The sequence below is a fragment of the Streptomyces sp. A012304 genome, assembly GCF_026008495.1.
GTDB lineage: Bacteria > Actinomycetota > Actinomycetes > Streptomycetales > Streptomycetaceae > Streptomyces.
The window spans coordinates 1-22734 of record NZ_BQUN01000038.1 but is presented as its reverse complement, the minus strand read 5'-3'; the positions used below and the strand labels follow the sequence as shown (position 1 = coordinate 22734).

40 protein-coding genes are annotated in these 22734 nt (G+C 70.6%); 9 read left to right on the top strand and 31 right to left on the bottom strand.

The window, feature by feature from the left end:
- Positions 1-173: 173 nt before the first annotated feature.
- From ALMP_RS08760 to ALMP_RS08695, 14 genes are all read right to left on the bottom strand, one after another.
- Entirely contained in the window at positions 174-608 is a 435-nt protein-coding gene (locus ALMP_RS08760) for a DUF1360 domain-containing protein (protein WP_264925702.1), read from the bottom strand.
- Between the two features lie 5 nt (positions 609-613).
- A complete protein-coding gene (locus ALMP_RS08755) occupies positions 614-2026 on the bottom strand; it encodes a terminase large subunit domain-containing protein (protein WP_264925701.1) in 1413 nt (470 codons plus the stop codon).
- Between the two features lie 17 nt (positions 2027-2043).
- Positions 2044-2568, bottom strand: coding sequence for a hypothetical protein (locus ALMP_RS08750; RefSeq protein WP_264925700.1), 525 nt, complete (start codon positions 2566-2568; stop codon positions 2044-2046).
- On the bottom strand, positions 2565-3164 hold the full coding sequence (locus tag ALMP_RS08745; RefSeq protein WP_264925699.1) for a glycosyltransferase family A protein: 600 nt from the start codon (positions 3162-3164) through the stop codon (positions 2565-2567). The genes ALMP_RS08750 and ALMP_RS08745 overlap by 4 nt, the downstream gene beginning before the upstream one ends.
- Positions 3161-4438 carry a hypothetical protein gene (locus tag ALMP_RS08740; protein ID WP_264925698.1) on the bottom strand — a complete coding sequence of 426 codons (1278 nt, stop codon included), beginning with the start codon at positions 4436-4438 and terminating at the stop codon, positions 3161-3163. The genes ALMP_RS08745 and ALMP_RS08740 overlap by 4 nt, the downstream gene beginning before the upstream one ends.
- Positions 4435-5091 (bottom strand): glycosyltransferase family 2 protein, encoded by a 657-nt coding sequence (locus ALMP_RS08735; RefSeq protein WP_264925697.1) that lies wholly within the window; start codon positions 5089-5091, stop codon positions 4435-4437. The genes ALMP_RS08740 and ALMP_RS08735 overlap by 4 nt, the downstream gene beginning before the upstream one ends.
- Positions 5088-6110 (bottom strand): NAD-dependent epimerase/dehydratase family protein, encoded by a 1023-nt coding sequence (locus ALMP_RS08730; RefSeq protein ID WP_264925696.1) that lies wholly within the window; start codon positions 6108-6110, stop codon positions 5088-5090. The genes ALMP_RS08735 and ALMP_RS08730 overlap by 4 nt, the downstream gene beginning before the upstream one ends.
- 31 nt (positions 6111-6141) lie before the next feature.
- Complete coding sequence (locus ALMP_RS08725) at positions 6142-6705, bottom strand: hypothetical protein (protein WP_264925695.1); 564 nt, start codon at positions 6703-6705, stop codon at positions 6142-6144.
- Between the two features lie 45 nt (positions 6706-6750).
- On the bottom strand, positions 6751-7275 hold the full coding sequence (locus ALMP_RS08720; RefSeq protein ID WP_264925694.1) for a hypothetical protein: 525 nt from the start codon (positions 7273-7275) through the stop codon (positions 6751-6753).
- A 179-nt stretch (positions 7276-7454) separates the two neighbouring features.
- The gene (locus tag ALMP_RS08715) at positions 7455-7640 is read right to left on the bottom strand and encodes a hypothetical protein (protein WP_264925693.1); all 186 of its coding nucleotides are present in this window, start codon (positions 7638-7640) and stop codon (positions 7455-7457) included.
- Between the two features lie 26 nt (positions 7641-7666).
- Positions 7667-7852: a hypothetical protein gene (locus tag ALMP_RS08710; protein ID WP_264925692.1), complete on the bottom strand. Its 186-nt coding sequence runs from the start codon at positions 7850-7852 to the stop codon at positions 7667-7669.
- Between the two features lie 26 nt (positions 7853-7878).
- The gene (locus tag ALMP_RS08705; RefSeq protein ID WP_264925691.1) at positions 7879-8259 is read right to left on the bottom strand and encodes a hypothetical protein; all 381 of its coding nucleotides are present in this window, start codon (positions 8257-8259) and stop codon (positions 7879-7881) included.
- Positions 8260-8269: 10 nt separating this feature from the next.
- Entirely contained in the window at positions 8270-8521 is a 252-nt protein-coding gene (locus ALMP_RS08700; RefSeq protein WP_264925690.1) for a hypothetical protein, read from the bottom strand.
- A gap of 8 nt (positions 8522-8529) precedes the next feature.
- The gene (locus tag ALMP_RS08695) at positions 8530-8919 is read right to left on the bottom strand and encodes a WYL domain-containing protein (protein WP_264925689.1); all 390 of its coding nucleotides are present in this window, start codon (positions 8917-8919) and stop codon (positions 8530-8532) included.
- A gap of 135 nt (positions 8920-9054) precedes the next feature.
- Between ALMP_RS08695 and ALMP_RS08690 the strand changes: the two genes are divergently transcribed.
- The 7 genes from ALMP_RS08690 to ALMP_RS08660 all read left to right on the top strand — a co-directional run bounded on the left by ALMP_RS08690 (position 9055) and on the right by ALMP_RS08660 (position 11380).
- On the top strand, positions 9055-9285 hold the full coding sequence (locus ALMP_RS08690; RefSeq protein WP_264925688.1) for an AlpA family transcriptional regulator: 231 nt from the start codon (positions 9055-9057) through the stop codon (positions 9283-9285).
- Positions 9282-9521: a hypothetical protein gene (locus ALMP_RS08685; RefSeq protein ID WP_264925687.1), complete on the top strand. Its 240-nt coding sequence runs from the start codon at positions 9282-9284 to the stop codon at positions 9519-9521. Before ALMP_RS08690 ends, ALMP_RS08685 begins: the two co-directional genes overlap by 4 nt.
- Positions 9518-9979, top strand: a complete 462-nt coding sequence (locus ALMP_RS08680; protein WP_264925686.1) for a hypothetical protein — start codon at positions 9518-9520, stop codon at positions 9977-9979. Before ALMP_RS08685 ends, ALMP_RS08680 begins: the two co-directional genes overlap by 4 nt.
- The gene (locus ALMP_RS08675) at positions 9976-10227 is read left to right on the top strand and encodes a hypothetical protein (protein WP_264925685.1); all 252 of its coding nucleotides are present in this window, start codon (positions 9976-9978) and stop codon (positions 10225-10227) included. Before ALMP_RS08680 ends, ALMP_RS08675 begins: the two co-directional genes overlap by 4 nt.
- Positions 10224-10562 carry a helix-turn-helix domain-containing protein gene (locus tag ALMP_RS08670; protein WP_264925684.1) on the top strand — a complete coding sequence of 113 codons (339 nt, stop codon included), beginning with the start codon at positions 10224-10226 and terminating at the stop codon, positions 10560-10562. Before ALMP_RS08675 ends, ALMP_RS08670 begins: the two co-directional genes overlap by 4 nt.
- Before the next feature lie 133 nt (positions 10563-10695).
- Positions 10696-11163 (top strand): hypothetical protein, encoded by a 468-nt coding sequence (locus ALMP_RS08665; protein WP_264925683.1) that lies wholly within the window; start codon positions 10696-10698, stop codon positions 11161-11163.
- 34 nt (positions 11164-11197) lie between these two features.
- On the top strand, positions 11198-11380 hold the full coding sequence (locus ALMP_RS08660; RefSeq protein WP_264925682.1) for a hypothetical protein: 183 nt from the start codon (positions 11198-11200) through the stop codon (positions 11378-11380).
- 190 nt (positions 11381-11570) lie between these two features.
- Here ALMP_RS08660 and ALMP_RS08655 read toward each other — a convergent pair whose 3' ends face one another.
- The 4 genes from ALMP_RS08655 to ALMP_RS08640 all read right to left on the bottom strand — a co-directional run bounded on the left by ALMP_RS08655 (position 11571) and on the right by ALMP_RS08640 (position 14988).
- Positions 11571-13328 (bottom strand): FtsK/SpoIIIE domain-containing protein, encoded by a 1758-nt coding sequence (locus tag ALMP_RS08655; RefSeq protein WP_264925681.1) that lies wholly within the window; start codon positions 13326-13328, stop codon positions 11571-11573.
- A 62-nt stretch (positions 13329-13390) separates the two neighbouring features.
- Positions 13391-14341, bottom strand: coding sequence for a hypothetical protein (locus ALMP_RS08650; RefSeq protein ID WP_264925680.1), 951 nt, complete (start codon positions 14339-14341; stop codon positions 13391-13393).
- 20 nt (positions 14342-14361) lie between these two features.
- Positions 14362-14607 (bottom strand): hypothetical protein, encoded by a 246-nt coding sequence (locus tag ALMP_RS08645; RefSeq protein ID WP_264925679.1) that lies wholly within the window; start codon positions 14605-14607, stop codon positions 14362-14364.
- Between the two features lie 81 nt (positions 14608-14688).
- On the bottom strand, positions 14689-14988 hold the full coding sequence (locus ALMP_RS08640) for a hypothetical protein (protein WP_264925678.1): 300 nt from the start codon (positions 14986-14988) through the stop codon (positions 14689-14691).
- Positions 14989-15449: 461 nt separating this feature from the next.
- Here ALMP_RS08640 and ALMP_RS08635 point away from each other — a divergent pair, with 461 nt between their 5' ends.
- Entirely contained in the window at positions 15450-15839 is a 390-nt protein-coding gene (locus ALMP_RS08635) for an AlpA family transcriptional regulator (RefSeq protein WP_264925677.1), read from the top strand.
- 205 nt (positions 15840-16044) lie between these two features.
- Positions 16045-16242: a hypothetical protein gene (locus tag ALMP_RS08630; RefSeq protein WP_264925676.1), complete on the top strand. Its 198-nt coding sequence runs from the start codon at positions 16045-16047 to the stop codon at positions 16240-16242.
- A 2-nt stretch (positions 16243-16244) separates the two neighbouring features.
- Here the strand turns inward: ALMP_RS08630 and ALMP_RS08625 are convergent, their stop codons facing one another.
- The 13 genes from ALMP_RS08625 to ALMP_RS08565 all read right to left on the bottom strand — a co-directional run.
- The gene (locus ALMP_RS08625) at positions 16245-16424 is read right to left on the bottom strand and encodes a hypothetical protein (RefSeq protein WP_264925675.1); all 180 of its coding nucleotides are present in this window, start codon (positions 16422-16424) and stop codon (positions 16245-16247) included.
- Between the two features lie 484 nt (positions 16425-16908).
- Positions 16909-17127 (bottom strand): hypothetical protein, encoded by a 219-nt coding sequence (locus ALMP_RS08620; protein ID WP_264925674.1) that lies wholly within the window; start codon positions 17125-17127, stop codon positions 16909-16911.
- A 2-nt stretch (positions 17128-17129) separates the two neighbouring features.
- On the bottom strand, positions 17130-17777 hold the full coding sequence (locus ALMP_RS08615; RefSeq protein ID WP_264925673.1) for a hypothetical protein: 648 nt from the start codon (positions 17775-17777) through the stop codon (positions 17130-17132).
- A complete protein-coding gene (locus tag ALMP_RS08610; protein WP_264925672.1) occupies positions 17774-17947 on the bottom strand; it encodes a hypothetical protein in 174 nt (57 codons plus the stop codon). Before ALMP_RS08610 ends, ALMP_RS08615 begins: the two co-directional genes overlap by 4 nt.
- Complete coding sequence (locus ALMP_RS08605) at positions 17944-18111, bottom strand: hypothetical protein (RefSeq protein WP_264925671.1); 168 nt, start codon at positions 18109-18111, stop codon at positions 17944-17946. The genes ALMP_RS08610 and ALMP_RS08605 overlap by 4 nt, the downstream gene beginning before the upstream one ends.
- 346 nt (positions 18112-18457) lie before the next feature.
- Positions 18458-18781: a hypothetical protein gene (locus tag ALMP_RS08600; RefSeq protein WP_264925670.1), complete on the bottom strand. Its 324-nt coding sequence runs from the start codon at positions 18779-18781 to the stop codon at positions 18458-18460.
- Positions 18782-18878: 97 nt separating this feature from the next.
- The gene (locus tag ALMP_RS08595) at positions 18879-19316 is read right to left on the bottom strand and encodes a DUF2493 domain-containing protein (protein WP_264925669.1); all 438 of its coding nucleotides are present in this window, start codon (positions 19314-19316) and stop codon (positions 18879-18881) included.
- 149 nt (positions 19317-19465) lie between these two features.
- Positions 19466-20053: a hypothetical protein gene (locus tag ALMP_RS08590; protein ID WP_264925668.1), complete on the bottom strand. Its 588-nt coding sequence runs from the start codon at positions 20051-20053 to the stop codon at positions 19466-19468.
- Positions 20054-20133: 80 nt separating this feature from the next.
- A complete protein-coding gene (locus tag ALMP_RS08585; protein ID WP_264925667.1) occupies positions 20134-20727 on the bottom strand; it encodes a hypothetical protein in 594 nt (197 codons plus the stop codon).
- A 96-nt stretch (positions 20728-20823) separates the two neighbouring features.
- On the bottom strand, positions 20824-21102 hold the full coding sequence (locus ALMP_RS08580) for a hypothetical protein (protein WP_264925666.1): 279 nt from the start codon (positions 21100-21102) through the stop codon (positions 20824-20826).
- Positions 21099-21608: a hypothetical protein gene (locus tag ALMP_RS08575; protein ID WP_264925665.1), complete on the bottom strand. Its 510-nt coding sequence runs from the start codon at positions 21606-21608 to the stop codon at positions 21099-21101. Before ALMP_RS08575 ends, ALMP_RS08580 begins: the two co-directional genes overlap by 4 nt.
- Positions 21605-22492 (bottom strand): DNA adenine methylase, encoded by an 888-nt coding sequence (locus tag ALMP_RS08570; RefSeq protein WP_264925664.1) that lies wholly within the window; start codon positions 22490-22492, stop codon positions 21605-21607. The genes ALMP_RS08575 and ALMP_RS08570 overlap by 4 nt, the downstream gene beginning before the upstream one ends.
- On the bottom strand, positions 22489-22734 hold a 246-nt coding region (locus ALMP_RS08565; protein ID WP_264925663.1), incomplete at its 5' end, for a hypothetical protein. The genes ALMP_RS08565 and ALMP_RS08570, both read right to left, overlap by 4 nt.

Below are 22734 nucleotides of genomic sequence, written 5' to 3'. Positions count from 1 at the left end.
TCCTCCTCGGTCTGGGAGGAGAGGGTAGGCGCGGCCCGGTAAAGATCATTCCGGGGATGGGTGAGGGCCGTCCGCGACGCCCACCGCAGACGGCCCCCACAGAGCCACCACACCAGAACCCGTAGGCTCCCGCTCCACCCGCTACGAGCCGATGTGGTGGCGGTCCTTCCCCGTCAGGCCCACTCCTGCGCCGCGAGCAGGGCGCCCACCGCCCAGACCGCGGGCCACACCAGCAGCGGCATCGGCAGACCGACCGTTGCCCATGTGCCTGCGGTTACGCCGAGCGCAACCCACCCGGACGCGCACCACGGGCAGGAGATCAACTCGGCCAGCCAGAACGGCGACCGCTTCCACCGGCGGCGGTAGATCTGCATCTCTCCGTCGACCAGGCTGAACGTGCCGAGGCCCGGGATCGCCTTGAGCGTGTGCTCCTCCACCTCCCCGGTCGGGTATCGCTCGTGGTGTTGTTCCTTCATCGTTGGCGGACGCCACCCGCCGACGAGTCGGTCCCGCAGCCACAGCACCGGCGGAAAGGTGTCTTCGACGACCAACTTCGTCAGCCGGTAGGTGGCGAGCGACATCACGATCAGCAGCAGCCAGGCGTCCATGCCCGTCACCGTAGCCGCGATCCGACGATCTGCTTTCTGGCCAGATCTCCACCCAGCGAGCCCTGGCCGCGCGTCATCGTGCCGACCAGCTTCATATGCCACGGCCCCCACACCATCCCGTCCAACCGGTCCGGTGACCAGCCCAGTTCCGGGTACCAGGTGCACAGCTGCTCTTCCAGTTCCGGGAACGTCCCCGCGTGATGCCACCGGCCCTGCGCCGACAGCGCGGCCACCGGCTGCGCCCGGATGGCCTTGCCCTGCGTCGCCCGAACCTTCCGCACCGGGATGTCCACCCCAAGCTTCTCCATCGCCGTGCGGATCACCGCGATCGCCTGGTCCCCGCCATAGTTGATCTCTACGGCTATGTCCTCGGCCTCCCAGTCGATCGCTGCCTGCACCGCCCGCTGCCCCCACCCCTCCGGCGGCAGCTGGCACGACCGGTCGTCCAGGACGAACCCGTGCGGCTGCGGGCGCGGCGCACCGACCGGGGCCCGCTCATCCGGGTCGGGCTCCGGGCCCGGCAACAGCCCGGGCAGCAGCAGCCCCGACTTGGCGGTGACGATGATGCCCTGCTCCCCGGCCCCGCCAGACGGGTCGACGCCGACCGTTGTACGGATCAGGTCCGGCAGGTCACCGGAGGGGATGCGGGACGCGGCAATCGCCTTCCTCCGCCACAACGCATTCTTGATCTCGTCGAGGATCCGCCCGTACAGCTCCTGCTCGCCGAGGTCCGTGCCGGCGTAGGCGTCTTCGAGCATCTCCCGAATGTGCTGCGGGAGGTGCGGGTTGTCGTACATCGTCGCGGTCGTGGTGACCACGCCGGGGACCTCGCCCTGCATGAGACGCTTCAGCAGCGGCTTTGGCTTCGGCGTCGTCGACGCCACCCAGTGCGGGCGCGGCCCCGACCGAAGGCCGAAGCGGAGTTGGTCGAACGACTCCTGCATGTACCGCCACGCCGCGAACTCCTCCAGCCACGCGATGCACGTGTTGCCGCCTGCGCGCAGACGCTCGACGTCCTCGGGACTGTTCGCGCCGTACAGCTTGGCCTGCGAGCCGTTGGCCCAGCGCACGACGGTGCCGCCCGCGCTGGTGATGGGGCCGGACGCGGTTGGGTCGTGGGCTTTGATGCCGGACGGGCCGGACACGCAGGCGGTGACGGCGTCGCCCTGGGTGGGGGCGATGATGCCGACCCAGTGCGGCACCGGGCCGGGCAGGCACGGTGGGCCAGCGACGTGGCGGGCGATGTATTCGGCGCACGCGTCCGTCTTGCCGGCGCCGCGGCCTGCGAGGAGGAGCCAGCCGTACCAGTTGCCGGGGGGCGGGTTCTGGTGTGGGAGGGGCTTCCAGCGTGGGGTGAGGAGGGCGCCGAGCGCGGCGGCGGCGCGTTGCGCGACGTGGGCCCGGTCCTCGGTGGTCATGCCCGGATTGTGACCGCTCAGGCGGCGGTCGGGTTCCCGGGCACGGTGCCGTGGATGGCGCACTGCCAGGGGGCGCGGGAGACGATCGGGAACGCGTCGAGGCTTGGAGAGTCGACCGGTACCGGCCGTACATCGGCGAGACCGGACGCTGCGGCCGCGTCGAGCAGCGCCGCCTCGGTGCACTCCCAGAGATGAACGTCGCCCGCCCAGCGCCCGGCGCCGTAGACCGCTCCGTCCAGAGTGGCCTGGTCGATGGCGCCGTCGGCGTGAAGGGCACGCGCCCGGTCGACGTCAGGGCCGACCACAGCCACAGCGGCGCCCGGCTCACAGCGCTCCCAAAGACCGCGCAGCGCCGGGACCACGATGTCGTACGGCAGGTGCTCCAGGACGTGCCCGAGGTACACGGCCGTCACACAGACCACCGACCGCGGCAGGTCCGTCAGCGAGCCGACGATGTCCGGCCGCACCGAGACCCCGGGGTTCGGGTCGAGGTTGGTCCAGCCCGGGGCGTAGTGGTTGCCGCAGCCGACGTTCAGCTTCACCGCGCGTCCCCGCGGCCCGGGATGCCGGCCGAGTTCCGGCCGTGGTGGTGCCACGTCCAGGTCACGCCGGGGTGGTGGACGATGCGGGCTCCGGCGTTCATGCAGCCGAGGGTGAACTCCCAGTCCTCGCCGGCGTACAGGCGCCCCGGGGATTGCAGGTCGCCCTTGGTGCGGAACCCGACCAGCTGGGCAAGTCCGGTGCGCACCAGCACGGTGATCGTGGTCTGCTGCGGGTCGTCGTTGGACCACGGCCGGCCGAGCATCCACGGCCGCGGGTCGGTGCCTCCGGCGACCCGGTAGTGGGGGTACACGTAGTCGGCGCCGGTGTCGGCGGCGCAGGCGAGGAGGTGTTCGAGGTGGGTGGGGTCCATCTCGTCGTCGGAGTCGAGGAACGCCACCCATTCGGTGGTGACCATCTCCAAGCCGCGCTGGCGGGTGATGGCGGCGCCGTCGCTGCCGCGGTCCTCAATGATGATGAGCTGGTGCGGCACGGTCTGGGCGTCGATGGAGTTGACGGCGCGGGCGAGCATGCCGCTGGTGGAGCGGGCGTGGTGGTAGGGGACGACGACCGTGACGTCGATCGGTGCCCGCGTCACCGCTTCCTCCCCACGCGGATGGTGGTGACGCCGGCCTGGTCGGGCATGTAGCCGTGGGGGTCGATGACGACCGAGCCAGCCGGGAACTCGTAGCTCAGGAAGGCGTCGTGTCGTGTCGTGATGACGTACAGGTACGGCTCCGGCGGCACTTCAGCGGGCCCGTCGACGTGCGGGTCGTAGTGGGCGACGGGGAGTCCGCGGTCGGTGAGCTGGTGCGCGAGGAGCACTCCGGCGGAACCGGTGGTGAGGCCGATGTTCGGCTTGTACGCCTTGCCGAGGAGGGTGATGGGCAGGCGGGTGAGGCGGTGCCAGTGTTCGACGAGGTCGGCGAGCCATCCGGACTGCTGCTCGCGGGCGTGGGTGACGTAGCCCATGAGGTCGGTCGACAGGTCGAGGCGCTGGGCGAGCCAGGACATGGCCTGGTTGTCGCGGGGGTGGCAGGCCCCGGAGTCGCCCATCCCGCCGCGCAGGTAGGCCGCTGAGGCGATGCGGTCGGTGGCGAGTGCGAGGCCGTCGGTGATCTGGTCGCAGTCGGCGCCGGTCTTGTGGCAGATCTCCATCACCGAGTTCGCGAACACGATCTTGAGGCTGATGAAGGTGTTGTAGGCGACCTTCAGCAGCTCCGCCGACTCGATTGACACCGCGTGCACCGGCCGGTCGTGGAGCGCCCGGTAGAGGTCGGCGACCTGCGCCAGGGCGTCCGGGTCGTCGGAGCCGAGGAGAACGAACTCCGGCCGCAGGTAGTCGCGGAGCGTCGTCGTCAGGGCGATGAAGAACGGGTTGTACACCAGCCGCACCCGACGGCCGGCCAGGGGTGCGAGGTGGGCGCGGGTCGTGCCGGGGAGGACGGTGGACACGATGACGACGGTCAGATCTTTGTCCTGCCGCTCGGCTTCACGGGCGACGTCGCGGACGGCCTGGATGAGGAACCCGTACTCGAAATCTACGGGAGGATCCAGGGTGGGCTGCTCGCCGCCGTAGCGGGGGTCGTGCGGGGTCTGCACCGCCACGAACAGGAGGCCACCGTCGTCGACCTGCTCGACCAGGTCGGCCACGCTGTCCACGGCGGTGAGGCCGTGGCCGCGTCCGGCCGGGTCGTTGTGGGTGATGAGTTCGGGCAGTCCTTCCTCCTCGTGCGGCTGGGTGCGGCTGGCGAGGATGTCGTACGGGCGGCTGGTGACGTCGTAGCCGTAGACCTGGTGTTTGCCGTGCTCGGCGAGTGCGAGCGCGCAGGTCAGGCCGAGGTGGCCGAGACCGACCCATCCGATCTTCATGGGGTGTTCTCCTTGCAGACGAGAGGGCGGATCGTCTCGACGTCACGGGCCAGCGCGGCTTGCATGACGGGCCCGTAGAACTCGGCGGTGCGGTAGCCGCTGGCGGATTCGGCGCGGGTGAGGTCGTTGTGGCCGCCGGTGAGGTCGGCCCGGTCGTGGAGGATCTCCACGGGGATGCGCTGCTGCTGGCCGAGGGTGTCGCCGATCTGCTGGATCCAGGTGTCGCAGTGGGGGCTGAGGCTGACGTGGCCGACCGTGGTGGTCCAGGCGCGGGGCCAGAGGGGGAAGGTGTTGCAGCCCGGCAGGTCGTTGCTGCTGGGCCAGAGCACGCCGGGCTGCTGGCGTTCGACGACGGTGTCCCAGTGGGGGGTGAGCATGCGGGCGTCGTCGTTGAACAGCATCAGCCACTCCCTGTTCGCGCGGGCGGCGAGTGCGTTGACGTACTCGTGGAGACGGCCGTAGCCGTACCGCTCGGGGGCGACCCACAGGTGGTCGGCGGCCAGCTGCTCGGCGGCCGCGATGGTGTCCGGGTCGTCAGGGTCGGCCGCGACGAGGATCTCCACGCTGCGCTTCCCAGCGGTATCGCGCAGGGACGCGATGCTCTCGGCGAGCGCGGCAGGGCGCCCACGGGACGGCAGCAGAACGGAGATCACGCGGCGAGCCACTGCGGGTTGTCGGCGTACCAGTGCACGATGTCCGCCAGCGTCTCGTCCAACGGCCTCGGACCCGGCCAGCCCAGCTTCGTCAGCTGCGACCCGTCCAGCGCGTACCGGTGGTCGTGCCCGGGCCGCTGCGAGTGGTAGTCGACCAGCTCGTAGTCCAGCTCCCGGCCCGCGGCCGCCGCCATCCGGAGGGCCACGTCGAGGTTCGATGCCTCGTCGCCGACGACGTTGTAGCGCAGCGGGCCCGCAGGCATCGTCGGGTAGTAGGTGAGGCGCTCGTCGCCGTCGAAGTGCTCGGTGAGCCACAGCCACGCCGCGGCGAAGTCGCGGGCGTCGACCCAGCAGCGCGACCCGGACACGCCGTCCGGGGACGCGTGGACGGTGAGCTTCTCCCCGCCGAAGATGGCGCGGGCGATCTTCGGGATGAACTTCTCTGCGGCCTGCGGCGCCGGCGCGAGGAGGTTCATCGTGTTGGTGACGATCAGCGGGATGCCGAGGCCACGCCAGTAGGAGTAGGCGATCGCCTCCTGCGCGGCCTTGGAGGCGGCGTAGGGGTTGGAGGGGCGGATGCTGTCCCATTCGTGGTGCCGGTAGCCGGGGGCGGCGGGCCCGAAAACTTCGTCGGTGGACATGTGGAGGAAGATGCGGGGCTGGGCGGCGCGCGCGTACTCCAGCATGTTGAGCATGAGTTCGACGTTGTTCCGCACGAACGGCACCGGGTCGGTGAGGGAGCGGTCGACGTGGGATTCGGAGGCGATGTTCCACACGTAGTCGATGGGCCCGATCCGCTCGGCGAGGAGCGGGGTGATGGGCAGGGCGAGGTCGTGGGCGATGACGTCGACCCGGTGGCGGGTGTCGGGGTGGGCGTCGAGGACGGCGTTGATGCGGGCGCCGTCGCCGTGGTGCCGGTAGGTGACGGGGCAGACGACGTGCCAGTCGGTGTGGGTGAGGACGTGGGCGAGGACGGTGGAGCCGACGAAGCCGGACGCGCCGGTGAGCAGGAGTCTCATGCGGCGGACGGTAGACAGCCCCAACGCATGATCATTCCGGGTGTGTGGTGGCGTCTCGGCCCGCGGCGAGGAGGTGCTGCTGCGCGGCGCCGAGCGCCTTGACGCGCTGCTCGTGGTCGAGGTTGAGCGCGTCGAGCGCCGCGGACAGGGCGGCGGCCACCAGATCGCCTTCCAGGTCCAGGCGCCGTTCCAGTGCGACCATCACGCCGGCGTCGACGGCTTGCTTCGCGGTGGTCGCGGCGAGCTTGCGTTCCAGGCGGGACTGGCCGAGCCAGCTCTTGACTTCCTGTGGCGGGTTGAGCGGGTCGCCGCCGGAGTCGATGTGGTCGCGCATCTGCTGGGCGATGATCTGGTCGGTCCAGGCTGCGCGGGCGGTGGCGGTGCGGACGAGGCCCAGGAGGGCTTCGTGGGGGGTGATGTCGCGCTCGGCAGCGAGTTCTTGGGCCATGGCCCAGGCCTCCTCGACGTGTTGGTGTGCGCCTCGGTGCCAGATGCAGGTGCCCAGCCCGGGGTGACCGGTGCCTTGTCCGGCGCGGTGGGAGCACATGCGGCCGTTGAGGTTGCGGGCCGGGCAGCGTGCCGGGTAGGCGGTCATGCCGTCTAGTGTGGCCCGGCACGCGCGGGTGATCTTCCGGCGGCTTCAGCTCAGCTGCTTCAGTGCGGCCTCGTACTCGGCGGCCTGGTCGGGGGTGAGCGCGCCGGACACGCGGAGGAGGATGCCGCCGTTGAGGTAGTGGTACTCGGTGCCGAAGATCTTCATCTTGTCGAGGGTGTCCGCGATGTACTTGGCGCGGTCCTGTGCGTCGGCCGGGTCGCTGTAGATCTCGACGCTTCCGCCGTTCTGGACTTCGTCGTCGAGCTTGGGCTTGGCGCGGCTGTCGGTGAAGTCGGCTTTGGAGGTGTAGCCGTTGGGGCGTCCAAGGAGTTGGTTTGGGTCGGTGGCGGCGGTGTAGACGGTGGCGGCCTTGGTGCTGGTGATCGCCTTGGTGAGGGCGGTGACGACTTGCTGCGCGTCGAGTTCCTTCGGCGCCGGCGTGCTGCTGCTGACTGTGGCGCTGGCCGGGCTGTTGCTGGCGGTGGTGTTGTCGGGGCTGTCGTTGCTGCTGCAGGCGGTGAGGGCGAGCAGGCTGGCGGTGGCGAGTGTGGTGAGGGCGCGGGCGCGCATGGGTGTTTCCCCCCTGCTGGTGTGGCTGGTGCGGGGTGAGCGTAGGGGGGATTGGCGTTGTGTGGTGGGTTTGTGACGGTGATGTGACCGGATCGGGTGCGGGGTGGCGGCCGTTGCGGGCGCGCAGGACGAAGGCCCGCACCCTGGGGAGGGGGCGGGCCTTCGGCGCGCGGGTGGGTTCAGGTGTTGCGGAGGATCTGCGCGTACTCGGCGCGGGTGGCTCCCTCGGGGATTCGGGGGGCCTGGTCGATTTCCTGCTCGGTGGCCGGGCGGCCGGCCACGCTGCCGAGTCCGATGCGCAGGGCCAGGTGGGTCATGGGGGCCTTGGGGCTGACGGCTTCGAGGCTGCGGGCGAGGTCGGTCATGTGAGTACTCCTGTCGTGTCGGGCGGTCAGGCGGCGGGCTGGCGCGGATCGTGGTCGGGGCAGTAGTCCCGGCCTTCGACATCGCTCCAGCCGTCGGCAGCGAGCTTGCGGCGGTGGTCGGAGGCTTCCTCCTCGCGGGAAGTGGGCTGGAAGCCAGCGCGGAGGGAGTACTCGGGGCAGTCGTCGTGGGCGCAGCGAATGGTGTGGGCCAAGGCGGGTCTCCTTTAGGCGGCGAGGGTCAGGCGGGTCGGATGGTGGTGGCCCAGTCCTGCGGGCCGGTCACACCCTGGATCTTGTAGTGGTCGATGGGGTCGCCGGGGTCGACGGCCAGCAGCCGACCGACGACACCCGGGGCGGCGTGCGCGGAGGACACGACCTCCACCAAGTCGCCAACCTGCGGGAGCTGGGCGGTCTGCTGGTCGAGGTGGTTGAAGAACCGGGCCGTCACGTCCGTCCCCGACTCGTCATGGACGGCGATGTCCCACGCCATGCCGGCCAGCCCGAGCCGGTGCACGAACGCGGTGTGGGCGTGGATGCGGCGGCTGCTGCCGGTGATGGTGCGCTCCCGGTCCTCGGTGTCCCAGCGGAGCGTGTAGACGGGGTCGGTACGGCGGGCCATGGGGGACTCCTCAGGCGGCGGCTTCGGCGTGGGGGCGGATGGTGATCGCGGCGCTCCCGAACTCCAGGGCGGCGAATCCCTCGTTGTCGGCCAGGTTGCGGGCGTTTGCCGCGAGTTCCATGAGCGGCGCGTGGTCGGCGTCGGTGATGGTGGCGCCCTCGGCGCGGATCACCTCCCAGACGATGTCGCGGAGTTCACCGCGACCGTCACAGATACGGCGGTCGGCGGGCTGGCCCTTGCGGACGATGGCGATGCGGTACACAGGGGCTCCTAGGCGGCGAGGGCGTCGGCGAGGAGCTCGACGCGGGCGATGGCGGGGCAGTCGACGGGGTAGAGGACGGTGACGGTGGCGAGGCCGGTGGTGGTGCGGGCCGGCTTGTCGACGGCGGTGGGCCGGGCGAGGGTGTAGGCGCTGCGGTGGATCGTGTAGGCCTGGATGCGGTCGACGCGGAAGGAGCGCATCTCCGCCGTGTCGCGGTCGGCGGCGCGGAGGACGATGTCGCCGGCGGCGGTGACGATGACGTCGTGGATCTCGATGGTTCGGATGGTCTCGGTGCCGTCGGCCTTGGTGTAGGTGATGGTCACCGGCTGGCGCTTGTCGAGGGCGGTGATGAGGCGGGTGAGGGTCTGGGTGGTGGTCTCGTTCTTGGTGTGCCTCATCGGGTCCCCCTGACTTCGTCTTGCTGACATAGACAAGGTTAGGGCCGCACGACTAACCTTGTCAACATGAATACAGCGAAGTTCCCTGGGGGTGCGGCGATAGACTTTGTCTACGTCACAACAACAGGGGGAGACATGGCCGACCCAACCGCCGACTACTGGACCGTCGCCGACGTCGCCGAACACTGGGGCGTCACACCCCAGACCATCCGCACCTACCGCTCACGCGGGCGTCGCGAACTCCCCGAGCCCGACAACGTCTTCGGACGCTCCCCGGTGTGGAAGCCGAAGACGATCCTGGACTTCCAGCGGCCCGGACAGGGAGCGCGGACCGACCTGAAGAGCAACGAGGAGACCAGCACATGAACAACGACCAGGTGATGTTGCGTGCCGAGGCCACCGTCAACGGGGAACTCTGCACCGTCTTCCTCGAAGCGCCCCGCGAGATGTGGGACAACTCCCTCACCGACATGCGGCCCGATCTCGGGCGCGAGCAAGTCGAGGCAGTGCTGCGGGAGAAGCTGGCGTTGGAGATCGCGAAGCACCTCGACGTGACGATCAGCGAGGAGCACCCGGTGAGCAGCGAGGAGAAGACCACATGAGCGCCCGTGAAGCCCTTTACTGGGCCCTGTGGGACAACTACACCACGGCCGAGAAGAACGCGTTCATCGACGCCCACCGCGATGAAGTGGCGCTAGAGATCGGACGTGATGCGCTACGGAATGGTCTAGCACCAACCCTGACCCGGCTCGTCGGAGAAGCGAACGCCGCGAAGCTGCTGACCGAGCAGCAGCCTGCCGTGGATGCCATCTGCCGCGAGATCGTCCGCCTAGACGAGCAGCGTCACGCGATGCAGGCCGAAACGGGCGACGCAGCGTTCTGGATGCGCCTCCAGTTGACCGGCGAGATCATCGGCTTGTGGAAGGCACTGTGCGCACTGAACGGCTGGCCGATGGAGGAGGCGGACAAGGAGGGGAAAGCCGATCAGTACGTGGACGAGTGGATGACCACCCACCCCGAGAGCGCGGGCCTGGTGCGCCCGGACGAGGAGCAGGTGTGAACAGTGTCGGCATTCAGCTCGTTGGCGGCCCGGCCGACGGCATGCTCATCGTGATCCCCGGCGATCCGGCGAACCCGCCCCGCGTCTACGACGGGCTGATCTATGAGATGGGTAAGCGCAGGCTGGTCTATCGGCGGGCGGACGGGCGGGGCGTGCTGGGGAGGCGGACGCCGGGCTCTGAGGGGCCGCCATGGCGCTACCAGCACGACGGCGACCGCCCGGTGCGCCCGGACGAGGAGCCCACATGAGCGAGGTGGCGAAGAACCCGCTCGGCCCCGCTGGGCACAACGTGCGGCGCACCGTGCGGCGCCTCCGCGAGGATCGCCGATGGTCTTACGTGGAACTCTCCGAGCGCCTTGCGAAAGAGGGCCGCTCAATCCCCGTTCTCGGTCTGAGCCGACTGGAGCGCGGGGAGCGCCGCGTTGATGTTGACGACCTCATGGCGCTCGCAGCGGTATTCGGCCTCAGCCCCGAGCAGTTGATGGAACCGCCTGCGGAATGCCAGAACTGCCACGGCGCGCCGCCGCCCGGATTCATCTGCATGAAGTGCGAAACCACCGGACTGCCCGCGCGCGGAGCCTGAGCCCACCGCATGACGACGGCCCCGCCCGGACTCCGGTGCGGGGCCGCTCTCGCGGGGTGAATCCCCGCGAACCCCTAACCCCCCACCCTGCCTGTGATCTACCCTCACCGGCATCACCAAGGGGGGTACCACCATGCACAGACACACCCGCGTCGCCGTCCTGGCCGCACTCCTGCTCGCCGCCACCGCATGCACCAGCAGCAGCGACGACCCGGACACCGCAAGCAGCTCGTCCAGCAGTCCGGCCGGCCTCGCCGCCGAATGGGGCCCGAAGCTCCAGGAAGCGACCACCGCAGAGACCGCCGTCTGCAATCAGGTCGGGGACCAGGCCTGCGCCGAACACCTCACCAACATCGCCATCGTCGTCACCGACCTTGAGCAGGCCATCGACGAGGCGGGCGGCCAAGACGCCTACCCGCGCACGGTGGAGAAGATCACCGAGATCAACAAGTCGGTGGACGCGTACACCGAACACGAGTGCCTCGGCGACGAAAACGCCGGCATCTCCGGGTCTCCGTGCCCGGACGATGCGCGCACCATCATGACGGGCGGGGCGCAGCTCCCGTTGACGCTGGAGACGGACGAAGCGAAGAACGGGTAGCGGGCCTCAACCCGGGGGCGTCACACTGCCGTTCATGGACGACGTGGTGTACATGGTGCGCGGCGGCACGCGGGAGATCTGCCAGCGGGAACTCGACCGCCTCTGCCAGCTGCTCGGCGCCGTCCCCACGATGCGCCCGTCCGCGGCGGTCGGTCGCGGCTGGACTGCCCGCGCTGTTCCCGCGCCGCAGCCTGAGCCGGTGGCCGGACACGAGTAGGCCCTCACCGACGGGGGGTTGCGGTGAGGGCCCGGCACTCGACACAGCCAGTCTCCCAGCCCTGTCAAACGGTCCCCTGAGGGGTCGCCAGAGAAGCCGAGACCCCTCCCCCGACGACGCTGTCCGCGCGCACCGGGGAAGGGGGCAGGGGACCTGATTGAGGGCCGTCTGACCTGCGAACTCGGCCCGTTCAGGGCACGGACACTGCCTGCGCTTCCCACGCCTCCGAGGGCACCAGACGCCAGGTGCCGGCGTCGGTGCGTTCGACCTCCGGCTTGAGGCCCTCTATCGCTTTCAGGACCTGCCGCTCCTCCAGCCCGGTCGCCTGCTCCAGCTCACGGCGGGTGGCGTTCCCGTACTTCGTCAGCGCGTTCCGCACCTTCTCCTGATTGCTGGCCCCGGGGACCGGGAGGATCAGCCGCTTCCCGACCGGTGCGCGGACGGTGGTTGCGCCGATCCGGGCGACCTCGGCCCGGAACTCGTCCCCGGTCAGCCACATGCCCTTATAGGGGGCGGGCTGCTGGTGGACCGGGGACTGGAGGAGGAACTTGCCGGGCTGGTCCAACTTGCCGGGTTCCCAGCCTGGGGTGTTGCCGAAGATGAACCGGCGGTGGTCCGCGTCGTTCATGCGGGTGGACAGCCGGTTCGCGTAGTTGCCGCGCGCGTCGGTCGTCCCGCCGAACACCTTGCGGGAGGGCTGCTGGGTGGCGGACAGGAAGTGCATGCCGGCGAACCGCATCAACGCCAGCAGGGACTCCTGCTTCTTCGACGCGGGGTCTTTCTTCCACTGTCCGACGTCGCCCTGCCGGACCAGCTCCGCCAACTCGTCCTCGATGACCCAGATCGCGGGGCGTCCGTGCTTCTCGGGGTCCCATTCCTGGTCGCCTGCGGAGGCGAGGATCTCGCCGCGCTCGCCCAGCTCGGCTTTGAGCCAGTCGAGGAGGGCGTGGGCCTGCTCGGGGGTCTCGGCGACGTCCTGCAGGATCGGCGCCATCGGCGTCAACTCGGGCGCGCCGGGCTTGAGGTCCATGCCGTAGAGGATGGTGTCGGGCCGGTCCGCGAGCTGGACCGCGATGGACCGGACCAGCGTGGACTTCCCGAACTTGCTGGACCCCGCGACCAGGGTGTGGTTGTAGGCCATGTCGAGCCAGACCGGGTTCAGGAACCGGTCCACGCCGAGGAGGACCGGGTCGGTGAACCGGGTGGCGCTGGCCCACTGGTAGGGCACGACCGCGCTGAGCGGGTCGCCGTCGATGAACCGGGCGATGAGCTGGTTCGTGAGCGCCCCGTCGTCGAGGACGAACTCCCCGGCCACGCCCATTCCGGAGGCGACCTTGGGCCACGCGGCCCGGAGCCGGTCCCGGTCCAGGTTCACGGGCAGGTCGAGGACTGCGGTCCAGCCGGTCTTGGTCCGTTCCACGGTGCAGCCCGGGAGTTCGGCGGTGAACAGTTCGTGGACCACGGTCCGCAGCTTGGTTTCCTCGACGGTCCGCCCGGTCAGGTTCGGTCCGGACTGGACCGGTTCGGGCGCGGTCCGCACGGCGAGCTGGTGCGCGGCCATCTGCTGCCGGATCAACGCCGTCTGAAGCTTGACGGACTCCTGCTCCACCTTCAGATCGTCGTGGCGGGTGTGGTGCCGGTACGCGCCGCGAGCCGCAGCGGCGAGGGCGACGGAGACGAGCCACGAGTAGAACGCCGGGCCTCCGCCCGCGGCGCCGGTGATGGCGGCCTGGGTGAAGGCGGCTGCGGCGGCGCCGGCGCCCCAGGACAGGGACGGGGACCACTTGCGGGCGAAGGAGACGGCGGCCAGCTTGCCTGCGGCGATGGCGGTGATGGTTTCGACGGCGGTGGCGTGCTGGCCGTATTGCCAGTCGGCGAGGAGGGCGGCGCCGGATACGAGGCTGGGCAGCGCGACGGCGGCGGCGATGTCGGTGCGGGTGATCTTCACGCTGTGGCTCCGGAGACGGCGCGGCCCCCACGGGCAGGGGTGGGGGCCGGAGCGGGCGGCGGTCAGTTGTACTGGCGGAGCTGGTCCTTGGCGGCGGTCAGTCGCCGGTACGCGGTGGACGGGGGGACGCCGAGGATGTCGGCGGCGTCCTGCTTGGTGATCTGCTCGCCGAGCTTGAGACGGCGCAGGAGTTCAGCGACCTGGTCGTCGGGCTGGACCGGGCGGTCCGCGGTCCGGTTCGCGGCCTGGACGGTGGGCTGAACCGGGGACAGGGCCGGTTCGGGGCTGCTCTCGATCTGGTTCACGGCCTGGTCAGCGGCCTGAACCGGTGTGGCCTCGGGCTGGACTACGAATTGGTCCACCGTGGTTTCCGGACCGCCACGCCGGGCTTCGAGGGCGAGGCGCAGCTTCACGGTCCGGTCCTCGGTGAGGGCCTGGTCCCGGTCGCCGAGGGCGAGAGCGAGTTCGGTGCCGGTCTGCTGCTGCCGGGCCCGCAGGTACGCCTCGTACTTGGGGTCGAGCTTGATCCGGATCGTGTGCATGCCGATCGCCCACACGCCCTTCGCCGCGGCGGAGACCAGGGCGCCGACGATCCCGACGATCCAGCCCCACGAGCCGGCGAGTGCACCGTGGGTGATGATCGCGGCCATGGACACGACGAGCATCGCGACGCCCGCGTTCCTCGGGGTTTCGGCTCGTTTGCTGTCGTAGCGGAGGATCCATTCGGCGATGAGGCAGGCGGCCCATCCGGCGTCGAAAACTCCGGCGACGAGGTAGGCGGCCCAGGCGGGGGCGAGGAGGGTGAGCATGCTGCCGATGGCGACGGTGCCCCAGATGATGGCGCCGATGGTCATGACGATGGCGAGGGTGAACAGGGCGCGGCGCAGCAGGCTGTCGAGGTTGAAGGGGAGCCGCGGCGGGGGCGGGGTGGTGTCGGGGACGTCGTAGGCGACGGGCACGCCGTTCACCACCTCGTTGACGGTGCGGGTCGCGCGGCGGAACGGGCGGGCCATGACGAGTGCCTCCAGACGGCTCAGTGGGTGACGCGTGCGGTGGGTCGGTGGGTGCGGATCTGGTGGGCGATCCAGATGCCGCCGGCGGTGAGGAGCGCGGCTTCGGGCTGGGCGGCGGCGGCCTGGGCGATGCCGGCGACGGTGGTGAGGAGGACGGTCGCGGCGAGCTGGGCGACGTGGCCGGCCGTGTCCGGGTGCATCAGGGCGAGGATGATGAGGGTGGCGTAGAGGAGGCGGTGGAGGATGCGGTCGTGGCGGCGTGCCATGGCGGGTCTCCCGGGTGGGGGTGGCGGGCTGGCGCGGTTCTCCTCACCGCCGGCGTGGTGTCCGGCGGATCGGACAGCCGGTCAGCGGCGGCGGTAGTCGGACAGGATCGACTTGGCCTTGAGCATCTCCGTCTCCGCCGCGGCGCGGTCCGTCTTGGCCTGCTGGTGTTGGCGGATGGCGTAGTCGCGGCGGGAGTCGTCCTCGCCGCGCCTGGTGTGGCCTTGGACGATGCGGCTCCACTTGGTTTCGCGGGCGGCGGCGTCGCGGGCGGCCGCTTCGGCGGTCTGTTCGCGGCGTTGCTGGTCCTCGCGGATCATCCGGTGCATGTCGGCGTCGGACATGCCGTCGTCGTTGCGGCTCTTGCGGCTGAACAGGCCCACGCGGGGCTCCTCTCGGGGTGGGTGCCGCGCTCTCGGCTGGGGGATGTACCGAGAGCGCGGCGGTCAGTGGGTGCCGTAGACGGCGACGGCGAGCGCAAGCACGGTGGCGGCCAGCGCGACGAGTGCGAGGGTGCGGGTCGCGGTACGGCCGGGCGGCCGGCTCATTGGCGGAGCGCCGTGCTGATCTTCTCGATGAGGTCGAGGAGCGGTTGCGGCAGCGGGGCACGCTCGGGCTCGGGTTGCGTGGGGGTGGGCCGTGCTTGCGGTTGGTCGGTACGCTGCATGCGGCTGTCTCTCCTGTTCACGGCAGGTGGATGGCTGGCCCCGGTCGGGCTCTCACACACCGACCGGGGCCGACTTGTTGGTGCCGTTCCACAGTGGCCAACTTCTGGACAGATGTCAAGAAGTTGAGGGAGGATGTAGCCGTGCCCAAAAACCCTGAGCGCGAGGGGAGTCCGCGATTGATCACCATCAGCGAGATCGCGGCGGAGTACGGCGTCAGCCGGACGACCGTGCACAGCTACCGGCGCAGCGGCACCTTCCCGCAGCCCGCTCCGGTGGAAGGCACGGAGAAGACGAAGCTGCGCTTCCGAGCTGACGAGGTTGCCGCCTGGTTCGAGGCGAACCCCAAGCAGCAGGGCAAGCGGACCGACCTCCCCCCAAGGCCACAGCAGCAAGGAGCTACGCCCATGACCCATGAGGAGTACGAGGATCGACGCCGTCGCCTTGAAGCGGACGCGGCGGACGCACGCAAGGCGCTGAACCAGGCGCGTGCCGTGTACGACGGAATCTGCGAAGAACTACGGGATCTGCGGGTCCAGTGGCAGGAGCAGCAGAAAACCGCCGAGTAGCCCCGACACGCAGCGAGGCCCCGACCGTGTGGTCGGGGCCTTTGCCGTGCCCGGCGGCGCTGTCCATCGGGCGGGTGAGTAGCGCTCCACCGGTACGAGCAGCGGTAGCACCGGTGCAGCAATCCCACGGTAGGACGCCTGTCAAGCCGCCCGGATGGGTGACGCGGACGGGGCGGCTGTCAGTGGGGTGCGGCACTCTGCCGGTATGGCCGATGTGACGGTGTACCCGCCGGATGAGGAAGGCGGGCGTGGCGTCCGCGCCGACGGACGGCTCCTCGGCCGTGCCTTCGAGGTGGCCGGGATCGCCACGCTGCTCGCGGAGGCCGGCCTGCCCGGCGTGGACGTGGCCGGCGCGGCGTGGATCGTGTGGCGGGGCGGCGGACCGGACAGCTGGGTGCACTGACCCTATTCGTCGTCGACCGCGTGGAGGTGCCGACGGTTGCGGCTCCGTTCGATCATGCTGTCGAGGATCTCGTCGTCGCTGGGTTCGTCGGGGGTGCGGCCGGTTTTGACGACGGCGATGATGCGGCCTCCGTCGGGGAGGTCACGGGAGATGACGCGGTGGTCTTCGGGCGCGTCTGTCATGAGGTGCCCCCTTCTGATGGTTGGGGGTTCAGGCTGCGCCTGTGGCGGTTTCAGGTCAATGGGGCCGACATCTTTCGGTCTGACCGGTGGGGGCGTACCGTCGCTGGTGTCCCGCGAGGGGCGCCCTAGGAGGCGCTGGCCCGTCAGCTGTAGGGGTACATGCTGGCGGGCCGTCCTCATGTCTGGGAACGTGCGAGCGCCCGCCCCTGTCTGTTGCTCACGGGGGCGGGCGCTGGTCTCCGGGGGCCACAACCCGCTCGATGGCGGGAGGGATCCAGTTCCCTGGTTCCGACTTGTCCCGGCAGGCGGTGCTCGTCGCCCGGTCGCTGCGCGCATCGCGACCACCTGGTGGAGCCCGCGAGGGAGATCTCTTCGAACCCATCGCCGGGCGCCGAGCGTGGCCCGTCCGGCTGTACGCCGACGACTTCTCGGGTGCCAAGGTTTCCCAGGGCAGACGGACGTTGCCGCTCTCAGGATGCCATGCCTACTCGGGCCAGACGATGTCGTTGTTGGCGAAGGCGCGGACGATGGCCGGGTCGTCGAGGTAGGACTGCAGCGAGTCGAGCTCGGTGTCCCAGTCGTCTTCCTGCAGCCGGGCGATCACCTTCGTGAGGGCGCGTTCCTTGATCTCGTCGGAGGCTTCGGCCTCGATCAGAGCGTCGGCGACGGTGTTGAAGAGACTGTAGGCGGATCCCCATCCCATGGTCAGGACTCCTTCGTCTGGTCGGTGCTGGGTTGCGGCTCGGGCGGTGCGATCGCGTCGTGCAGCTCGATGAGGCGGGCGTCCCACCAGCGGGACACCGAGGTGCCGAGCGGCGGCGGTCCGGCCTTCACCCAGCGTTCGTACAGGTCGATGACGCGGCTGACGTCCTGCTCGGCGGACCGGTGGAGCGCGGCGAAGACGCGGGCGGTGGTCTCGGTCTCGGTCGCTTGGGTCGCTGCCGGGCCGCCCGTGGGGCGGAGTGCGGCCGTGAGCTGGTTGTCCGGCTGTCGGTCATCGAGCCCGGCCACGATGCGGCGGATGCGGCGGGCGACGTTAGCTGCGTCGACCTGACGACCGTGGTCGAGGCCGTCCGCGTAGATCTTCAGGAGCCGGATGGATGCGATGGTGCTGCCGAGGCGGGCGCGGAGGTGCTCGCACTCGCCCTCGGCGCGGTCGGCGCGTTGCCGCTGCTGTTCCCAGTCGTCGGCGGTGGGTGCGGCGTCGCCGCGTCCGCAGGCCGGGCAGTAGCCGCGCGCCACGGCACGAAGCGCGGCGAGGTCGGCGATGAGCTGGTTGTACTCGTCGACTCGGATGGGCATGGCGGGCTGGCCGTCGATGGTGCAGCCGTGCGCGGGGGTCTGGTCGGTCATCGCTGCTTCTTCCGTGCTGCGCGTTTGAGGGCGCGTCGGGTGGCCCGGTTCGGGCGGGGGTCGGGTGCGGTGTCGTCGACGACGGTCTCGGTGCGGGCGAGGACGGTGTCCCACGTGACGCCCGGCTTCGGCGTGTGCTCGCCGCGGGGCGAGCTGCTCGGCCCGGTCACCGCGGGTGCTCCGGTTCATCCCAAGCAACACCGCCGCACTCGCGGCCGTCGATGATGAGCGGCCCGGCATGCGGATCCCTCTCCCGCTGGTAGTGGCCTGCGGGCTCGGTGCACACGGACTCGGGGTAGTCGTAGTGCGGGACGCCGCACGTCGGCGCGGTCATCGCTGCTCCTCGGGGTCGTAGATGCGGGTGCGTCCTGCGGGCCCTTCCATATGGAGGCCGCAGACGGGGAGCCATTCGCGCCAGCCCCGGTACAGGCGCCAGCCGATGGACGGCCGGTTGCAGTGGCCTGCGTCGCAGGAGCGTCCGGCGGCTGGCTCGTCGGGCGGCGGGGGTCCGGTGAGGCCGGTGGTTCCGCGCCGGGATGCGGGTGGGGTGACGCCTGTTGCGGGCTGTCCGGCGCCGGAACAGGTAGTGCCGTCTTTGCGGTGGCGGCCGAAGACCCCGGCGACGGTGACGAGTCTGGGCTGTCCGCAGCCGGGGCATTCGGCGCGGACGGCCGGTCCGGTCACGGCTGGCCTCCGCCGTTGATGGCGCGGGCGACGGCGAGGGCTCCGGCACGGAAGGGGCTGTTCGTCTGCGCGTCCGGCGGCCAGCGCTCGGCGTACTCGGCGGCGATGTCCAGCCAGTCGGCGAGGGCGAGGCCGACGGCTGGTGGCAGGACGGCGGCGTAGTCGGAGCTGGGGCCGCCGAAGCCGTTGATGAATCCGTGCGCCCAGGCGTCGGAGGTGTAGGGCTTCCAGTAGTCGGCGGTCTCCAGGTCGTGCTGCGCGGTCTCGGCGAGCGGGCGCAGCTTCTCAGCTGCGGCCCTGAGTTCGTCGGCGGGGGTCATCGGTTCCTCCAGGCGTAGGCGGTGAGTGCGAGTGCGGCGGTGAGGCTGAGGCCGGGGCAGACGAGGCCGGCGACGGTCCCGGCCGTGACGGCGAGGGTCATGCGGTCCACCTGCGGACGGGGATCCCGGCCTGCTCGGCAAGGTCGGCGCAGTGCGTCGCGCCGTGGGAGCCGTGGGGCTTCGGCTGGCGGCAGTTCGGCTTGGTGCAGGGGCTGATGAAGGCGAGCACCACGTCGGCGCCGAGCTGGACCATCTCGGTGTTGCGGCGGAACCCGGCGGAGCGGTCGAGCTTCCCGCCCGGCCGCCAGTTCGCGCGGTGTCGTTCGAGCTCGATCAGCGGCGAGCGGGCGGCGTGCCAGCGCGCCCAGTCGTCGGCCATGGCGTCGGCGCCGGTGGGGCACGCGCCGTGGACGATGACGGTGGTTCGGTTGTGGAAGGTGTTGGCAGCGGCGAGGGCGGTGAGGACGTCGTCGACGGCGGCTCGGTCGTTCCAGTCGCGGCTGCCGGTGACAAGGATCCGGTAGGGGTTTGTCACGGGTTGCTCCGGTTGTGTCAGGTTTGTGGGGGCGGCGCGCTGAGCGCCTCTGTGAGGCTCTGGGAAGTGTTCCGGCGTCGCGAGAGCCGCACGGCGGGGTGTTCGGGCGTCTGTGGGGCCGTCACGCCCCGCCGTGGGCTATGCGACGGTCACTCCGTCGCGGGGGTCTCGGTGGTGTGTGTCTCGGCAGGCACGGCGGGCTGCTCCCCGACGGCGGGCCGTTCGGTGGGGGTGTAGGGGTGCCGCCAGGACCGCTCCTCGTCGCCGGGGCAGTCGGCGCACGTGCCGGTGCCGTAGACGTCGGGGGCGTGGCGGTCCCTGCCGTGCCCGCAGCGGCACAGCGTCTCGGCGGGCTGTTCCTCGGCGGCCATCCGGCGCAGCACGTCCCGCGCGGCCTCCCAGCCCAGACCGAGCCCGGTTGTGGTCTTGGCGCGCTCCTCCGGGTCCTCCACGCGGGCGATCGCCTCGGCCAGCAAGGCGGCCCGGTCTGCGGGCGGCGGGGCAGGCACGGCGGCGGCGCCTCGCTCGATCATGAACGCGTGCGCCCAGTCCTGCCGGAACGTGCACTGCGGGTCGGGGCATGTCCAGCCCGAGTGCGTGGCCACCAGGATCGGCGACTGGCCGGACTCGTGGAGTGCCCCGCAGGTGAACGGGTGCATGCGGCCGTAGTGCTGGAAGGCGTTGAGGGCGGTTGCCTGGTCGGCCGTCCAGGGGGCACGGATCGGTTCGGTGGTCATGGGGTTCCGTTCAGGTCGTGGGACGATGCGGGGTGCCGGCCGCCCCGGATTCCGCCCGGGGCGGCCGGTGTCGTGCGTGGTCACGCGGTGAGCCACTGGCCCCACTTGCAGCCGGTGCACAGCCAGGCGTGGCCTTGGCTGATCCCGTCGCAGTGGTTCGGCGCGAAGTCGAAGCGGGTGGCCCCGCACTCGGGGCACTTCTCCGGGCGCTCCGAGGTCTCCTCAATGCCCCACGCCTCGCAGGCGGCGTCCAGCCCGTCGGCCCGCTCCCACCGCTCGGCAGGCGTGGACTGGTTGCGGCGCTCGATGAGCGCGCGGACGCTCTCCACGACGTAGGCCGGCGACGCGTAACCGATCGCCGTCAGCGCTTCCCGCTCGCCGCACTGGCCGTGCTCGTCGACGAGGCGAGCCCATTCCCAGGACGGGCCGCGCTCCGGCTCTCCGTCGGCGGCCTCGATACCGGTGTGCCACTCCCAGATGAGGATCAGCCCGTGGCGCCAGCGCGTGGCGGGGATGCCGGAGGAGTCGTCGAGGGTGATGACGGCGCGGAGGTAGAAGTGGCTGCCGCTGGTGTCGGAGTCGTCGGTGAACGCGTCCGCCGGGTGGAGGCCGGCAGCGGTGAGGGCGTCAGCAACGGCGGCGATGTACTCGTCGTGCGGGAGCTGCTTGGTCATGGTTTCTCCTGGTTTGTGGTGGGTTGGGACGGTAGGGGGTGGCACTGACAGCCGGCTGTGCGCGTGGTCACGGGGCGGGCAGGACAGCGGCGTTGGTCATCGCGCCTGCTGCACCCAGTTGGTGCGGCGGCGGCGGGCGGAGCCTTCGCGGTCGCTGCGGTCGGCGGACTTGCAGCCGGGGTCGCAGTAGGCGGCGTCCGAGCGCTTGCGGAGCCGCCGGTGCGGGCCGCCCTGGGTGGCGCAGGGGGCTTCCGGGGTGCAGTCGGGGCACCAGTCGATGGGGTCGATGTAGTCGCCGCACCAGGCGCAGTGGCGGGTTCCGTCACCGTGGATGACGGCGGTCTCGGGCTGACGTCGGCCGTAGCGCCCGGTCATCGGTTGCTCCTGGTGTCCTCGCCACCAACGGGAGCGGCGACGCAGCCAGGGCAGTCGTCGACGTGCTCGGGGTCGTCGCTGTCGTCCGCGACGACGTGCGTCTCGGCGGCGTCCTCGACGGGAGCGGCGAGGACGTCAGCAACCGTCCGACCCCGGTACGTCAGCGTTGGCGCGAGCTGCTTCGCCAGCCGCAGCGCCTCGTCGTGTTCGAACCGGTGCTCCTTCAGCCATGCCGCCTCGGCGTCGTAGTCCTCGTCGAAGTCCGGCTCGTAGGACCATGTGCCGTCGGTGCCGTACTGGCGGATCCCGTGGCGGACGGCGAAAAGCCCGTCGCCCGTGTACTTGACCTGGATGGTGAAGGTCCAACGATCGTCGTGGCCAGCCGGCAGGCAGGACACGACGTAGCCGGTGGGCTGAACGGTCGGCTCGGGAATGCCGGGCTTGATGTGGCCGAGGCTTTCGCGGATCTCTCGCATGGTCATTGCGGGACGGCTCTGCTGCGTCATGTGTGTCTCCGTGTTTGCTGCTGACAGTGGTGTTGGTGTGCGTGGCGCGGGGCGGGCAGGACAGCGGGAACGTCGTCGGCGAACAGGTCGAGCTGGTCGCCGAGCCGGACGTTCGACCACAGCACCTCCGTGCGCCCCTTGTCGGCCTTGGCGTTGCCCGTGGTGGCGGCTCGCTCGTACCGGTGCCAGCCGTCGTAGAGGTCGGTGTACAGCGGGCTGTCGTAGCCGGAGAGGACGACCGCCGCCCGGCAGTCGGCGAGGGCGGCCGCCAGCGCTCGGTGTTCGGCGTCGGTCTTCATCTCATGCCGGTAGTTCCGACCCCACCCGCGGGTCGAACCCAAGTACGGCGGGTCCACGTAGAGCAGCACCTTGGGCTGCTTGCCGTACTTGGCGATCAGATCCAGGGCGGGCAACGCCTCGAGGGACACGTCCCGCAGGCGCTCCGCAGCGGAGGCGAGCCGGAGGACGTAGGCCTCGAGGTAGCCGGGCATCGACGTCGACGAGCCGGCCGGGTCGATGTAGTAGCGCCAGCCCGTGTTCCGCAGCGTCCCGGAGCGGCCCTGGGCGAGACGGCACCAGATGCGGCGGGCCAGCTCCAGGTCGTCGTCCGTCAGGTCCCAGGTGGCTTCGAGTTCGGCGCGGGAGTGCGGGGTGAGCAGGCAGGCGCGCAGCAGCTGCTCGGGCTGGTCGCGGAGGATCCGCCAGAACGTCATCAGTTCGCTGTCGAGATCGTTAACCGTCTCCATCGGCGACCGCCGCTTCTCCAGCAGCACGGACAGGCCGCCGGCGAACGGTTCGACGTAGTGGTCGTGGTCGGGCAGCAGCGACACGATCCACGGCGCGATGCGCTGCTTGCTGCCGAAGTACGGGACGGGGCTCTTCACGTCTGCTCCTGGTGGTGTGCGGGGCGTGGTGTGCAGGTGGCGTGGTGCCGGTGTCCTTGGGCGGTCCACGTCCGGTCGAGGGGGAGGCCGCATCCGGTGCAGCGGACGGCCGGCCGTTTCGCGTTGGGGGTGTCGACGGCTTCGCAGAGGGTGTTCCAGTGGTCGTCTTGCTGGGCTTCGGTCCAGTAGCCCCAGGGGGTGGCGGGGGTGGGTCGGGTGGGGACGGTTTCCAGGAGGAGCCG